Origin of the sequence: Ligilactobacillus sp. 110_WCHN, from assembly GCF_030518115.1 — a bacterium.
GTDB lineage: Bacteria > Bacillota > Bacilli > Lactobacillales > Lactobacillaceae > Ligilactobacillus > Ligilactobacillus aviarius_C.
This window is the reverse complement of record NZ_JAULLI010000004.1, coordinates 94,289-109,858: the sequence shown is the minus strand read 5'-3', so window position 1 is coordinate 109,858 and position 15,570 is coordinate 94,289. Positions and strand designations below refer to the sequence as shown.

15 protein-coding genes are annotated in these 15,570 nt (G+C 43.2%); 12 read left to right on the top strand and 3 right to left on the bottom strand.

The window, feature by feature from the left end:
- The first annotated feature begins 133 nt into the window (after positions 1 to 133).
- The 7 genes from pgk (at position 134) to smpB (ending at position 8,543) form a co-directional block, all read left to right on the top strand.
- Entirely contained in the window at positions 134 to 1,342 is a 1,209-nt protein-coding gene (pgk, locus tag Q3C15_RS02645) for a phosphoglycerate kinase (RefSeq protein WP_064207794.1), read from the top strand.
- Positions 1,343 to 1,405: 63 nt separating this feature from the next.
- A complete protein-coding gene (gene tpiA / locus Q3C15_RS02640; RefSeq protein ID WP_302703931.1) occupies positions 1,406 to 2,161 on the top strand; it encodes a triose-phosphate isomerase in 756 nt (251 codons plus the stop codon).
- A gap of 103 nt (positions 2,162 to 2,264) precedes the next feature.
- Positions 2,265 to 3,590: a phosphopyruvate hydratase gene (gene eno, locus Q3C15_RS02635; RefSeq protein ID WP_057826818.1), complete on the top strand. Its 1,326-nt coding sequence runs from the start codon at positions 2,265 to 2,267 to the stop codon at positions 3,588 to 3,590.
- Positions 3,591 to 3,702: 112 nt separating this feature from the next.
- A complete protein-coding gene (locus tag Q3C15_RS02630; protein ID WP_283573285.1) occupies positions 3,703 to 5,274 on the top strand; it encodes a ClC family H(+)/Cl(-) exchange transporter in 1,572 nt (523 codons plus the stop codon).
- A gap of 60 nt (positions 5,275 to 5,334) precedes the next feature.
- Positions 5,335 to 5,571, top strand: a complete 237-nt coding sequence (gene secG / locus Q3C15_RS02625) for a preprotein translocase subunit SecG (protein WP_064207792.1) — start codon at positions 5,335 to 5,337, stop codon at positions 5,569 to 5,571.
- 86 nt (positions 5,572 to 5,657) lie between these two features.
- Positions 5,658 to 8,048, top strand: a complete 2,391-nt coding sequence (gene rnr / locus Q3C15_RS02620) for a ribonuclease R (protein WP_302703929.1) — start codon at positions 5,658 to 5,660, stop codon at positions 8,046 to 8,048.
- Positions 8,049 to 8,075: 27 nt separating this feature from the next.
- Positions 8,076 to 8,543 (top strand): SsrA-binding protein SmpB, encoded by a 468-nt coding sequence (smpB, locus tag Q3C15_RS02615; protein ID WP_278852326.1) that lies wholly within the window; start codon positions 8,076 to 8,078, stop codon positions 8,541 to 8,543.
- Between the two features lie 35 nt (positions 8,544 to 8,578).
- On the opposite strand, the gene Q3C15_RS02610 is transcribed toward smpB, so the two are convergent.
- Positions 8,579 to 9,112, bottom strand: coding sequence for a hypothetical protein (locus Q3C15_RS02610; RefSeq protein ID WP_302703927.1), 534 nt, complete (start codon positions 9,110 to 9,112; stop codon positions 8,579 to 8,581).
- A gap of 27 nt (positions 9,113 to 9,139) precedes the next feature.
- Entirely contained in the window at positions 9,140 to 10,006 is an 867-nt protein-coding gene (locus Q3C15_RS02605; protein ID WP_204779641.1) for a Cof-type HAD-IIB family hydrolase, read from the bottom strand.
- Positions 10,007 to 10,123: 117 nt separating this feature from the next.
- Between Q3C15_RS02605 and Q3C15_RS02600 the strand changes: the two genes are divergently transcribed.
- From Q3C15_RS02600 to tsaE, 3 genes are read left to right on the top strand one after another with little or no spacing between them, the layout of a single operon-like run.
- Positions 10,124 to 10,819: a uracil-DNA glycosylase gene (locus Q3C15_RS02600; RefSeq protein WP_057826825.1), complete on the top strand. Its 696-nt coding sequence runs from the start codon at positions 10,124 to 10,126 to the stop codon at positions 10,817 to 10,819.
- Positions 10,820 to 10,836: 17 nt separating this feature from the next.
- Complete coding sequence (pta, locus tag Q3C15_RS02595) at positions 10,837 to 11,829, top strand: phosphate acetyltransferase (protein WP_278852321.1); 993 nt, start codon at positions 10,837 to 10,839, stop codon at positions 11,827 to 11,829.
- A gap of 4 nt (positions 11,830 to 11,833) precedes the next feature.
- The gene (tsaE, locus tag Q3C15_RS02590; RefSeq protein ID WP_283573283.1) at positions 11,834 to 12,313 is read left to right on the top strand and encodes a tRNA (adenosine(37)-N6)-threonylcarbamoyltransferase complex ATPase subunit type 1 TsaE; all 480 of its coding nucleotides are present in this window, start codon (positions 11,834 to 11,836) and stop codon (positions 12,311 to 12,313) included.
- A gap of 148 nt (positions 12,314 to 12,461) precedes the next feature.
- Here tsaE and Q3C15_RS02585 read toward each other — a convergent pair whose 3' ends face one another.
- Entirely contained in the window at positions 12,462 to 12,995 is a 534-nt protein-coding gene (locus Q3C15_RS02585) for a 3'-5' exonuclease (protein ID WP_057826828.1), read from the bottom strand.
- 149 nt (positions 12,996 to 13,144) lie between these two features.
- On the opposite strand from Q3C15_RS02585, the gene murB reads away from it, so the two are divergent.
- Complete coding sequence (gene murB / locus Q3C15_RS02580; RefSeq protein ID WP_302703926.1) at positions 13,145 to 14,050, top strand: UDP-N-acetylmuramate dehydrogenase; 906 nt, start codon at positions 13,145 to 13,147, stop codon at positions 14,048 to 14,050.
- 154 nt (positions 14,051 to 14,204) lie between these two features.
- Positions 14,205 to 15,476, top strand: a complete 1,272-nt coding sequence (locus Q3C15_RS02575; protein ID WP_302703925.1) for an ATP-binding protein — start codon at positions 14,205 to 14,207, stop codon at positions 15,474 to 15,476.
- The last annotated feature ends 94 nt before the right edge of the window (positions 15,477 to 15,570 follow it).

Sequence of the window (15,570 nt, the reverse complement as noted above, 5' to 3'; positions counted from 1 at the left end):
TTTAAGTGTGAAAATCGAAAGATTTTTATAGAGGCGGGTGGAGGTATAGCCTCTATCCGCCTTTATTTTATAGTGAAATTGGCTTCAAAAACCGATTTAACTACCAAATTTATATTTATGGAGGTTAGGCACTATGGCTAAACTTATGGTATCTGATTTAAAAGATGACCTTAAAGGTAAAAAAGTTTTAGTTCGTGTTGACTTTAATGTTCCGATTAAAGACGGCGTTATTGGTGACGACAACCGGATGACAGCTGCTTTACCAACAATCAACTACATTATCGACAACGGTGGAAAGGCAATCTTGTTCTCACACCTTGGTCGTGTAAAGACTGAAGAAGACAAGAAGGCTTTGACATTGAAGCCAGTTGCTAAGCACTTAGCAGAATTATTGAACAAGCCAGTTACATTTGTTCCTGTAACTCGCGGTGCTCAATTAGAAGACGCAATCAACAACATGAAAGACGGCGACGTTTTACTTGTTGAAAATACACGTTTCGAAGACTTAGACGGTAAGAAAGAATCAGGCAACGATCCTGAATTAGGCAAGTACTGGGCATCACTTGGCGATGTTTACGTAAACGATGCCTTTGGCACAGCTCACCGTGAACACGCTTCAAACGTTGGTATCGCTTCAAACATGAAGGCTGCCGGCAAGAAAGCTGCTGCTGGTTTCTTACTTGAAAAGGAAATCAAGTTCTTAGGTAACGCTGTTGACAATCCAGAACACCCATTTGTTGCTATCTTAGGTGGTGCAAAGGTTTCAGATAAGATCGGTGTTATCAACCACTTGATCGACAAGGCTGACAAGATCATCGTTGGTGGTGGAATGGCATACACATTCTACGCAGCTAAGGGTATCAAGATCGGTAACTCATTAGTTGAAAAAGACAAGATCGAATTAGCTAAGGAAATCATGGAAAAAGCTGGCGACAAGTTAGTTCTTCCAATCGACAACGTATGTGCTGAAAAATTTGATAACGATGCTCCAAGCAAGGTTATCGAAGGCGATATTCCTGATGGTTACATGGCATTAGATATCGGACCAAAATCAGTTGAAGAATTCGAAAACGTTTTGAAAGACGCTAAGACAGTTGTATGGAACGGACCAATGGGCGTATTCGAAATGCCTAACTTCGCAAAGGGTACACTTGAAATTGGTAAGTTCTTAGGTACATTGAAAGATGCTACAACAATTGTCGGTGGTGGTGACTCAACAGCTGCTGTTAAGAAGTTAGGTGTAGCTGACAAGTTAACACACATCTCAACTGGTGGTGGCGCATCACTTGAATATCTTGAAGGTAAGACATTACCAGGTATTGCCGCTGTATCAGACAAATAATTAATTTGATTCAGATAGGGAGGGCAAACCTCCCTATTTTTATTGAAAGAAAGGATGAAGATTATGCGTACTCCAATTATTGCAGGTAACTGGAAATTAAACAAAAACCCACAAGAAACAACCGAATTTGTAAATGCTGTTAAGAGTGAATTACCAAAGAACATAGATGTTGAAACATTGATCTGTGCTCCAGCAGTTGATTTACCAGCATTGATCGAAGCAGCTAAGGGTTCAGAATTACACGTTGGTGCTGAAAACTGCTACTTTGAAGACGAAGGTGCTTACACAGGTGAAACATCACCAAAAGTATTAAGCGAAATGGGCATCGACTATGTTATCATCGGCCACTCAGAACGGCGCGGATACTTCCACGAAACAGATGAAGACATCAACAAGAAGGCAAAGGCAATCTTTGCAAACAACATGAAGCCAATTCTTTGCTGCGGTGAATCACTTGAAACTCGTGAAGCTGGCAAAGCAGAAGAATTCGTTGAAGGCCAAATCAAGGCTGACTTAGAAGGTTTATCAGCAGACCAAGTTTCAAACATGGTAATTGCTTACGAACCAATCTGGGCAATCGGAACAGGTAAGACAGCGACAGCTGACCAAGCTGAAGAAATGTGCGCTGCAATCCGCAAGACAGTTGCTGACTTATACGATGAAACTGTTGCTGACAAAGTTCGCATCCAATACGGTGGTTCTGTAAAGCCTGCAAACGTTAAGGAAATCATGTCAAAGGAAGACATTGACGGTGGTTTAATCGGCGGTGCTGCTTTACAACCAGACTCATTCTTACAATTAGCTCACTACAAAGACTAATTTTTGAATGGATTTACGTTGAAAGTTTAAAGTAAAACCAGTAAAATAATACATGAAAACAATTTCTAAGATTGTTTATCAAAGTTAAAGGAGATTATAACATATGTCTGCAATTACAGAAATTTATGCTCGCGAAGTCTTAGACTCACGTGGTAACCCAACAGTTGAAGCTGAAGTTTACACAGAAGCAGGTGCTTTTGGTCGTGGAATCGTTCCTTCAGGTGCTTCAACAGGTGAACACGAAGCTGTTGAATTACGTGATGGTGACAAGTCACGTTACATGGGCAAGGGTGTTTCAAAAGCCGTTGCTAACGTAAACGACGTTATCGCAAAAGAAATCGTTGGTTACGAAGTTACAGATCAAGTTGCTATCGATAAAGCAATGATCGCTTTAGACGGTACACCAAACAAAGGTAAGTTAGGTGCTAACGCAATCTTAGCTGTATCAATCGCTGTTGCACATGCTGCTGCAGATGAATTAGAAGTTCCTTTGTACAACTACATCGGCGGATTCAACGCTCACGTTATGCCAACACCAATGATGAACGTTATCAACGGTGGTGCTCACTCAACAAACAAGGTTGACTTCCAAGAATTCATGATCATGCCTGTAGGTGCTCCTTCAATGAAGGAAGCTGTTCGTATGGGTTCAGAAACATTCCACCACTTACAAGCAATCTTAAAGGATGCTGGCAAGGCAACTGCTGTTGGTGATGAAGGTGGCTTCGCTCCTGACTTTGCTAACAACGAAGAACCATTACAATACCTTGTACGTGCCATTGAAGATGCCGGCTACAAGCCAGGCAAGGACGTTGCAATTGCAATGGACGTTGCTGCATCAGAATTATGGGATGACGAAAAGAAAGTTTACAAGTTACGTTGGTCAACAGGTGAAGAATTCACAACACCAGAATTCATCAAGTACATCGAAAACTTAGTAGACAAGTACCCAATCGTATCTGTTGAAGACCCAATCGACGAAAACAACTGGGATGACTGGGCAACAATCACAAGCGAACTTGGCAAGAAAGTTCAATTGGTTGGTGACGACTTCTTCGTTACAAACACAGAATACTTACGTAAGGGTATCAAGATGGGTTGCGCAAACTCAATCTTAATCAAGGTTAACCAAATCGGTACATTGACAGAAACAATGGAAGCTATCGAAATGGCTAAGGAAGCTGGTTACACAGCTATCGTTTCACACCGTTCAGGTGAAACAGAAGACACAACAATCGCTGACTTGGTTGTTGCTACAAACGCAGGTCAAATCAAGACTGGTTCAATGAGCCGGACAGATCGGATTGCTAAGTACAACCAATTAATGCGGATCGAAGATCAATTAACAAGCAACGTTGCAGAATACAAGGGTATCCACTCATTCTACAACTTGAGCGAACAAGCTCGTCAAGACATTATGAACAAATAATGCTTGATTTCAAGCTTGAAGAGGAAGACCGAATTTCGGTTTTCCTCTTTTTTTTAGTTGCGGATAATGTTATATTTTTTTAAGTAACACTTTTACGTGAAGAGGGATTATCGTGTCAAAAAATAAAGATCAACGGATTGATTTAACCCGATTCAAGTTTATTGTTAAGGGCCTTGGCGTGGGATTGATCGTCGGGTTTGTCGTCAGCTTGTTTCGGTTTTTCATTGAGATTGGATTGCATTATGCTTTAATTGCTTATCATTATATGCGAAGTCACCCAATATATATTATTCCGTGGGCTTTATTGATGCTGTTGATTGCATTGATCAACTCGCGACTGATCAAAAAAGATCCGGACATTATGGGATCCGGGATTCCGCAAGTTGAAGGGCAGTTAGCCGGTGAAATGGAAATGAACTGGTGGAGCGTTCTTTGGCGGAAATGGGTCGGCGGCGTCCTTGCGATTGCTTCCGGTTTATTTCTTGGACGGGAAGGTCCTTCAATTCAACTTGGCGCTGCAGTTGGCCAAGGATTTGCTGAAAAGACGAATCACAAAGGCGTTGGTCGGCGAGTATTGATCGCCGGTGGGGCCGCTGCCGGGCTTTCAGCTGCCTTCAATGCGCCGATTGCGTCGTCACTATTCGTTTTGGAGGAAGTTTACCATAACTTTTCGCCGTTGATTTGGACAACGGCGTTGAGTTCAGCAATTGCATCGGATTTTATTTCGATGAATTTCTTTGGCTTGACGCCGGTTTTGCATTTGCACTACTTTGAATCATTCCCAATCAAGTACTATTTCTTATTGATTTTCTTAGGAATCTTTTTAGGCTTTTTAGGAAAACTTTATTCATACATGACATTAAATATCGATAAGGTGTATGCCAAAATCAAGTGGCTGCCGCGGAACTGGGATTCCGTTGTCCCGTTACTGATGGTTATTCCTCTTGGATTAGTTTGGCCGCAAGTTCTTGGAGGCGGAAATTCGGTTGTTTTAGGAATCAGTCATTTTTGGTCAAGCATTGCGATTTTAATTGCATTGTTTGCGGTTCGGTTGATTTTCTCAACGATTTCATACGGTTCCGGCCTTCCTGGTGGAATTTTCTTGCCGATTTTGACCCTTGGAGCCATTGTGGGGGCGCTTTTTGGAAAAGTATGCGTCGCAATGGGCTTAATGCCGGAAAAATTAGTGATCAACTGCGTGATCTATTCAATGGCGGGCTACTTTGCCTGCATCGGAAAAGCTCCGTTTACGGCGATTCTGTTGATTACCGAAATGGTTGGTTCATTAAGCCACTTAATGCCATTAGCGGTTGTTTCATTGATTGCTTACACCGTTACGGATATTATGCGGGAACGGCCAATTTACGAAGCCATGCTGGATGCTTTGCTTCCGGAAAAGGAAGAAGAGGCCGAAACGTCAACTTTCCAAGACCGAATCGAAATTCCGGTATTTGCTGGTTCATTCTTACAGGATAAATCAGTGCGTGATTTCCAATGGCCGAAGGAATGCTTATTGATGGCAATTCGACGGGGCGAACGCGAACTGATTCCGCATGGTGATACGGTCATTCGAAGCGGCGATACGTTGATCATTTTGACCTCGCATGAAAACCGGGCATGGATTCGGCATCGAATCGATCAGCTTGCCCAGGCGGTACATGAGAAGAAACAGTTGGCAAAATAATTGAATAAATGATAAAATATAAATTGGTTTTATAACGGAAGAGTGAGGAGGATAAGTGAATTGTATAATACGCTCTTAACGTTACTTGTAATTATCGCGATCTTAATTATTATTTCAGTAATGATGCAACCTGCAAAGACTGATAATGCTTCAACTGCTTTATCAGGTGGTGCAGCTGATCTTTTCAGTAAGCAAAAGCCAAGAGGATTTGAAGCCTTTATGCAGAAGGTAACTGTTGTTTTAGGTATCTTATTCTTTGCGATTGCTTTAGGCTTAGTATATATTTCTTCACATTAGTCAAAAAGAAGGTGGGCTGTGACGTTTGTCGCGGCCCTTTTTACATAAAAAAGCAAATAGTTAATCTTTAATAAACGAGGAAACGAATGGAAAAACAAGAAATCATTAATGCATTGTATAAAAAGTTTAATGAAGAATCCGACCGGCACTTCACGGTGCAGGAATTGGCAGATTATCTTGACATGAACCATGGAGCCCAATTTAAGTTCGTTGTTCAAGCATTGACACAGATGGAACATGACGATCAACTGGGGTTCGACGATGATAACCGGTTCTATTTGAAAAAGCCAATGCCGCATTATGAAGGGGTCTTTCATGCTAACGACCGTGGTTTTGGGTTTGTAACGATTGATCCGGACGAACCGGATTTCTTCATTAACCCGTTAAACACTTTGTCAGCCTTGAACGGTGATGAAGTTGAAATTGAAATGGTTACGCCGGGCGATCCCGAACATGAAGTCCGACCGGAAGGAAAAGTCGTTGCAATCAAAGACCATGCTTTAACGCAGGTTGTTGGTGAATTCCGCAGCGATGAAGACCAAAACTTACCGCAAGGAATTTTAGGAACAATTCACTTAACCGATAAGAAAATGACGAACTTGCAAGTCTTTGTTGAAGATAAAGGCTTGCATCCGGTCCCAGGCCAAGTTGTGCTGGCTGATATTACGGCTTACCCAAGTACGGCGCTTCCAGGAATGTTAAAGGTTGTTCCAATTAAGGTAATTGGGAACGTTAACGATCCCGGAGTCGACATTTTACAGGTTGTTTATAAGCATGACATTCCAACTGAATTCCCAGATGATGTGCTTGAAGAAATCAGCCATATTCCGGATTATGTCACGGAAGAAGAAAAAGAAGGCCGCGTTGATTTAACTGATCAAAAGCTGGTCACGATCGATAGTATCGAATCAAAGGACCTTGACGATGCAGTCAATGCGTGGAAACTTCCAAACGGTAACTTCCACTTAGGAGTTCACATTGCCGATGTTTCGCACTACGTAACTCCCGGTAGTCCGCTCGATAAGGAAGCATATGAACGCGGAACGTCAGTTTACTTGACTGACCGGGTAATTCCAATGCTGCCGCATAAGCTGTCAAACGGAATTTGTTCCCTTAATCCGCACGTTGAACGGTTAGCAATGACGTGTGAAATGGAAATCAATCCGGAAGGGAAAGTTGTTAACCACAAGATTTTCCCAAGTGTGATCAAGTCAACGGAACGGATGACGTACGTGGCAGTCAACAAGATCCTGGAAGCCCATGATGAACAAACCATGGAACGTTATAAGGAATTAGTTCCAATGTTTGAAGACATGGCTGAATTGCATAAGATTTTGCTGAAGATGCGGAAACGGCGAGGCGCAATCGAATTTGAAGATGACGAAGCCAAAATTATTTTGGATGACGATGGTCACCCAATCGACATTCAATTGCGGAACCGGGGAACCAGTGAACGGATGGTTGAATCATTCATGCTGGCTGCCAACGAAACGGTTGCAGCTCACTACAACAACCTCAACGTTCCGTTTGTATACCGGATCCATGAAAAGCCGAAGGAAGAAAAAATCACGGCGTTCTTTGAATTCTTATCAGCTTTAGGCGTTGAAGTAACGGGAACGAAGAAGGATATTCAACCAAAGATGCTGCAGGGAATCTTGAAGAAGGTTGCCGGCAAGCCAGAAGAAGCGATGGTTTCAACCATGCTTTTACGGTCAATGCAACAGGCGAAGTATGATGATCATCCAATCGGCCACTTTGGCTTAGCCGCAAGCGACTACACGCACTTTACTTCACCAATTCGGCGGTACCCAGACTTGACCGTGCACCGGTTGATCCGCTACTATGCTGAAAACGGGATAAGTGAAGCTGCCCAAGCCAAATATAAGGATAAACTCCCTGAATTAACGAAGCACAGTTCAGAAATGGAACGGCGCGCAATTGATGCTGAACGGGAAACGGATGATTTGAAGAAGGCTGAATACATGGCTGATCACATCGGTGAAGAATTTGATGCGGTTGTCAGCTCAGTAACGAAGTTTGGAATGTTTATCGCCTTACCGAACACCGTTGAAGGATTGATCCACATCAGCGAAATGAAGGACGATTACTATGTTTACGTTGAAAAACAAATGGCATTGGTTGGTCGGCGCTACAAGCGGACATATCGGATTGGACAACCATTACGCGTGAAGTTGATGGACGTCAACGTTGAATTGCACGAAGTTAACTTTAAGTTGCTTAACCCGAAGGATGCACCAAAGACTGATTTATTGGATGGGGTTGATTTGCCTGAATTGAAGAAACCATTCAACCGGAACCGGCGGGATGGCAAAGGCAAGAATAACCACCGCAATAACGGTAGCCGAAATGATCGCCATAAGGATAACCGGAAGAACGGCTATCGCGGTAATCGGAATAACAATCGGCGTCGGAATAATCAGCATAAACGCAATCAGGACAATCGATACCGCCATTAATTAATTGATTTGAAAGGGTGGTTAGCGATGAAAAAGACAAAAATGAAGGATGCACCGTTAGCTCAAAATAAGAAAGCACGGCATGACTACCAGATTCTTGAAACCCTGGAAGCTGGATTGGTTTTAACCGGAACGGAGATCAAATCAGTGCGGGAGCGCCGCATTAACCTGAAAGACGGCTTTGCCCAAATTCACAACGGCGAAGCATGGTTAATGAACGTTCACATTTCAGAGTATACGCAAGGAAACCGGTTCAATCACGATCCGTTGCGGGCCCGGAAATTGCTTTTGCACAAAAAGGAGATCCAAAAGTTAACGGGACAAACAAGTGAAAAGGGAATCACGATCGTTCCGCTGAAGGTTTATTTGAAACATGGCTTTGCGAAGGTTCTTTTAGGAATTGCCAAAGGGAAACATGATTATGATAAACGGGAAACGATCAAGAAGCGTGATCAGGAACGCGAAATTCGCCGAACACTGAAAAATTATCGATAGCAAAAACGCTGTGACGAAAAGGTCACAGCGTTTTTTTATGCTAATTCATTTTGATGATTTTGCCCAAACAACGTTGTTAAATCCGGATTTAACAGTTGTTCATCAAGCAAAGCCCAATAATTTAATAGGACGATGATGCCGCATACGATTGGTTCATCTGCTTGGCGGTTAACTTTGACTTCAAGCAGTTTAGGAATTGTCGTTGTAATTTGCGTTTTCATTACCGGACGGTGAAGTTCAAATGCCCGGTATTTCAATTGCCGTTGATTTCCCCAGATCAACCAGTGAAGTTTTTTGAGATACAGTGGATGATCATAATTATTAAGAACGCGCCTGAAAGTGCTGATTTGATGATGATCGCAAGTGATCTCAAAGCGTTGGATCTTGCCGGCTGTCAGTTGATTGATTGCAAGCAGTTCATCGCCGTAAAGGGAATTGACAGTGATTTTGCCTAATTGGTTTCCCCACCGGCCATTAACGAGATATTTAACCTGATGATTACCGTTGCGAACGATCAGTGCAGAATCATTGCGCCGAAGGGTTTCGTAATTAATATAAAGTGACCGCATTTTCACCACCAAACTTCTAAAGCATCTTTATTTCCGATTTAATTCTGTCAGGATGGCTTTGCCGACCCCATCATCAACGTTGGATTCAGCTAAGTGATTGGCGATGGCCTTGACTTCGTCGGTTCCGTTGGCCATGGCATAACTGACACCGGCAACTTTCAGCATTGAAACGTCGTTGTTGTTATCCCCGATCGCCATCACGTTATCCATCGGAATGTTTAAGGAATCCGCATACCGTTGAAGGGCAATTCCTTTTTGGGCATTCACGTGGTTGATTTCAATGTTGCGTTCGCCGGACGAAGTAACAACTAATTCTGGGTTAGCGTCAAATTCGGCGCGTAATGGGTCAAGAACTTTGGGACCGTCTTGACTGAATGCCACGATTTTATAAATCGGATTATGGGGATCTTCCAAAATGTCATTATAGTCTTTTACGTATTGGATATTAACTAATTCCATTCGGGCCGAAGCTAAGCTGACCGCCAGTTTAAACGGGGTATCCGGTTGGATGGATGCAAGCAGTTCAGCAAAATTTTCGATCCGTTTGGACTTGTCGTCTGAGCATACTCCGTTTTTCGTAACGACTTCAAAGTAAAGCCCGGCACGTTTTAACCGGGCCATGATCTGTCGGGCAATTGACGGCGGAACCGGCGTTGAAACAACGGTCTTTCCGTTTTCGTCAAGCACTAAACCGCCGTTGATCGAGATCATCGGACACTTGATGCCGAACTTATCAAGCAAAGGCTTGACTTCGTACCAGCAACGCCCTGATGAAACGATAAAGTGAACGCCCTTTTTCTGGGCTTCCTTGATCGCGTCAGCGTTAAACTTTGAGATTGTCATTTCGCCGTTCAGTAATGTTCCGTCCATGTCGGATGCAATGATTTGAATCATAAAATATACCTTCCTTTGTTTGATTACCAATATTTTAACATATTGCAAATGGCAAAATGAATATTTTATTTTTAGCATGATTTTAAATATGGTAAAATGGCGGAAGAGGTGACGATGATGAAAACGTTGATTCATAATGACTGGCAGCAGGTTTTAGAACCGGAATTTGAAAAGCCGTATTACCAGCAATTACATAACTTTTTGAAAAGCGAATATCAACACTATCAGATCCATCCAGATATGTACCACATTTTCCAGGCATTTGAATGGACGCCGTTTTCAAAGGTTAAAGTTGTAATTTTGGGACAGGATCCGTACCATGAACCGCATCAGGCTCACGGGTTAAGCTTTTCGGTTTTGCCGGGAGTTCCCGTTCCGCCATCGCTGCAAAATATCTATAAGGAACTTCAAAGTGATCTTGGCATTAAGCCGGTCAATCACGGTTACTTAAAGAAGTGGGCGCAGCAAGGAGTCCTGTTGTTGAATTCCGTATTAACGGTGCGGAATGGACAGGCGTTTTCGCATCGCGGCAAAGGCTGGGAACAGTTGACTGACGTTGCGATTCAAAAGTTATCGGAACGCCCGCAACCAGTTGTCTTTATTTTATGGGGCAAAGCAGCCCAATCAAAAGAGAAATTTATCGATCAATCACGTAACATCATCATCAAGTCAGCACATCCGAGTCCGCTTTCAGCCAATCGCGGCTTTTTCGGATCGCGGCCGTTTTCAAAAGCCAATGCGGCGCTGGAAGCAATGGGCGAGCAGCCGATCGACTGGCAGCTTCCTGAACACGTTGATGAATCGGAGATGTAACATAGGAGGAAAGTTGAATGGATTTAATTGAAAACTTAAAGCAAAAGATCAAGGGCAAAGGCATTAAAGTCGTTTTCCCAGAAGGCAGCGATGAACGAATCGTGAAGGCGGCTTGCCGGTTAGCTCAAGACGGTTTGGCCGATCCGATTATTTTAGGAACGGAAGCGGAAGTCAATGCCGTGCTGGATGCCAGCCAAATTACGTTGCCGTCAAACGCAGAAATCATTGACCCGAAGACGTATCCGGATGACCAATTCGACGAAATGTTAAACGCCTTCGTTGAACGGCGGAAAGGGAAGAATACGCCTGATGAAGGCCGTGAATGGTTGCGTAATGTTAATAACTACTTCGGAATCATGTTAGTTTACATGCACAAAGCGGACTGCATGGTTTCAGGGGCAATCAGTCCAACCGGCGATACGGTCCGGCCAGCGCTTCAAATCATTAAAACGAAGCCGGGCGTTTCCCGGACAAGCGGTTCATTTATCATGACCCGCAACGACGGCAAGGAAACGTATGTCTTTGCCGACTGTGCGATCAACATTAACCCGTCAGCGGAAGAATTAGCTGAAATTGCCGTTGAAAGTATTAAGACGGCCCGGTTATTTGACATTGATCCGAAGGTTGCCATGTTGAGCTTCTCAACGAAGGGTTCCGCCCACTCAATGGAAGTTGCGAAGGTAATGGAAGCAACACAAATTGCCCAAAAGAAGGCTCCGAATGAAATGATCGACGGCGAATTGCAATTCGATGCCGCCTTGATTCCAAGTGTTGGCGCAAGCAAGGCTCCGGGTTCAGAAGTTGCAGGGCAAGCCAATGTCTTTGTTTTCCCTGACTTGCAATCTGGAAATATCGGCTACAAGATTGCCCAACGGTTGGGCAACTTCACGGCGATCGGTCCGATCTTGCAAGGCTTGAACCAACCCGTTTCAGACTTATCCCGGGGCGCTTCAGAAGATGACGCATACCAAGTGGGAATTATTACCGCAGCTCAAACTTTAATGGAGTAAGAAAATGTTAAAAATCAAAGTTGAATCAGCAGAACAAACGCAAGCAATTGCGAAGAAAATGGGCCCATTGTTGCAGGCCCGCGATATTCTTTTGCTTGACGGTGATCTGGGAGCCGGCAAGACGACTTTCACAAAAGGCCTTGCAGAAGGTCTCGGAATTCACCGTAACATTAAGAGTCCAACATTCACGATTATCCGTGAATACCAGCAAGGCCGCTTGCCGTTGTATCACATGGACGTTTACCGGCTTGAAGAAACCGGCGGCGATGACCTTGGCCTTGAAGAATATTTTGAAGGCGATGGGGTTTCAGTTGTTGAATGGTCACAATTTGTCGGTGATGAAATTCCGGCTGACAAGTTAATCATTCATTTGAAAAAAGATGATGACAATGACGATGTTCGCTACCTTGAATTTGAACCGCACGGAAAGCGGTATGAAGAATTGGTGAGTGAATTGGAAAAGGAAGGTGTGACAAAACGCTAAAAACGAGCGTGGTGGAAGCAGAAAAGCGAACGAATCGCGTCAGCATAGATTCAGAGGTTTTCGAACTTCCAAGTAGCTCGTTTGTTTTGGAACCCGATTATACAGATATAGTAAGGAGGCCGCGATTTATGTCGCGGCCTCCTTTTTTCTATACACTTTGCACATACGGTTTCAGCGCTGGCGTACCAAAATGATTGATCTGTTCAAGTAAAATATTAGCACAGGCCTCGCAGTCATCAAGCGCGTTGTGGTGATGCTCAAGGTTAATGTCGAGCGCATCGCAAACGGTATTCAACCGGTAATTTGGTAATCCCTTGTAGAATGCGCGGCTGGTTGCCAGCGTATCAAGGGAGAGATAATGCGGTTCCGGTAATTGATAATGTTCCAATGTTTTCTTGAGAACGCTGTTATCGAACCGCGCATTGTGGGCGACCACAATTTGATCCGGACCGAAGAATTGCTGAATGTGCGGCCAAAGTTCATTGAATTTCGGCGAATCAGCAACCATTTCCGGTTTGATGCCGTGAATCTGAATGTTGCGCCAGAAAAAGTCTGATTCCGGTTTGATCAGTGAATATAATTCATCAACGATTTGGTTATTTTGAACGACGGTCAGCGCTAACGAGCAGGCACTGTCCCGTTTGCCGTTGGCCGTTTCAAAGTCAATTGCCACAAAGTCCATTGGTTTGCTCCTTCAAAGATTTATTGCCATTATTGTATCATTTTATTGCGGAATATTTATAATAAAAATGTTAAAATGAAAAAGCAAGCAAATTCGAGCAGAATTGTGAAGATTTGATTTGAATCAAATTGAGGTTTGAGGGTTTTAATATGGATTTTGAAAAGTTAACAGTTAAAAAAGAATTACAGGGAATCGAAGTTCAGTTTGATGAACCGCTCGCAAATTACACCAATACCTGTACGGGAGGTCCAGCTGATATTTTAGCGTTGCCGGCTTCAATTCAGGAAGTCAAGCGTGTAATTGACTGGACGAATCAAAAAAATGTGTCGCTGACAGTCATCGGCAACGCCAGCAACCTGATCGTTAAAAACGGCGGGATTCGCGGCATGGTCATGATTTTGACCAAGTTAGATCGGATCAAGTTATTAGCGAACCAAATTATTGCACAGTCTGGCGCATTGCTGATCGATGTTGCGCAAAAAGCAAGCGAAGCCAGTTTAAGCGGTATGGAACCTTTGTCAGGAATTCCAGGCAGTGTCGGTGGGGCGGTCTTCATGAACGCTGGCGCATACGGTGGTGAAATTTCACAGGTTGTCAAGTCAGTCGAAGTGATCACCCGTCAAGGTGAATTAAAGACTTACCGCGGTAATGAACTGCGTTTTGGTTACCGCCACAGTCGGTTGCAGGATGAAGATGAAATTGTTTTGCAGGCAACCTTTTCATTGAAGGCCGGTAATCAGGAAGAAATCATCAACGCCATGCGCGAATACAGTTTCTTGCGGGCTTCTAAGCAACCCCTTGAATACCCGTCATGCGGCAGTGTTTTCAAACGGCCAGTAGGACACTATACTGGAAAATTGATTCACGATGCGGGACTTCAAGGGTTCCAAATCGGCGGTGCGCAAGTTTCAAAGAAACACGCCGGCTTTATCGTCAACGTTGATCATGCGACCGCAACGGATTACATGGATGTGATCCATCACATTCAACAAACAATCAAGGAAAAATTTGATGTTGACCTTGAAACCGAAGTGCGGATCATCGGTGAAGATTAATAACAAAAAAATTGATTTTACGGGACTGTGACAGTTGTCACGGTCTCTTTTTTCGCGCCGAAAAAAGAAAAGTGTAAAAATGATAAAATCTAGAGTGTAAAAATGATAAAATCTAGAGTGTAAAAATGATAAAATTCAAGAGGTGAAAAGCTCAATGTACGAAAAGCGGTTGATCGATTCAATTTTAAAAGAATATGTTGATGAGTTGCCAGCGATTTTGCTGGAAGGGGCAAAAGCGGTGGGAAAAACTGAAACATGTAAACAGCTTGCTTCAACGGAATACAGGATGGATAACGCGGCTCAACGTGAACTGTTGCAGAACAATCCGGAGATTATCTTGCAAAATTCCAAACCGGTCTTAATTGATGAATGGCAATTAGCGCCTTCATTATGGTCGTATGTGCGCCATGCGGTTGATGATGGATTGCCGAATGGCAGTGTACTGTTTACTGGAAGCAGTATTCGGGTTAATTCACGCATTCATAGTGGTGCCGGGAGAATTATTCGGTTGAAATTGAGGCCGTATTCAATTGAAGAACGGAATTTGAGTGATAGTTATATTCGAATTGAAGATTTATTCAATTTTGACTCAAAAGCAACGGTGAATGGCGAGACTGATAAAACACTGGTTGATTATCTTGATGAAATTTACCGCTCAGGTTTCCCTGGAATTCGAAATAAGTCTGAACGAATTCGAAAAGTTTTGCTGAAAAGTTATGTTACTAATATCGCAGAACATGAATTTGAAGAAAATGGATTTAAAATTCTTAATCCACATAGTTTGCTGGCATGGATGAGAATCTATGCAGCATCAATTGGAACGGAAACCAAGCAAAGTACGTTGATCAATGCGGCAACGGCAAGTGATGCGATCCCGTCAGCGCCAACCGTCAGCAAATACCGGGAAGCCCTTGAGATTTTGGATATTAACGATGAAGTCCAGCCATTTTTGCCGATGGGAAAGATTTACGGCAATTTAGCAAAGGGAACGAAGCACTTTATGCTTGACCCGGCAATTGCACTTTTATTGTTAGGGGTTGAAAAAGACGAGTTGATCGATTATCAAGTTCCAAAATACGTAAGTAGGTTCCATCAAACGCTGACAGGACAATTAATTGAAGCGTTTGTTTATCAAAGCTTGGTTGTATATGCGGATGTTAATGATGCGCAACTTTCGTATTACCGCAACAGCCGGGGAACTCGTGAAATCGACTTTATTCTTCAAAAGAGCCACCGACTGATTTTATTTGAAGTTAAGACCAATCCGGATGTCAAAGATTCGTATGTCCGCCATTTAAACTGGTTTGAGGATAAAATTGGCGATGAATTTAAGGTTACGAAGGTTCTTTTGAATACGGGTCGATATGCGTATACGCGTCGAGAAGATCATGTTCATGTTATTCCGCTGGCGTTGCTAGGTGCCTAATCATGACCAGAATCGTGGTATCGAACCGCGTTTGTTCAAGATAAGACTAATCATTCAGCGGGGTTTATGGTAAAATATCACTATTGTGAGCTCT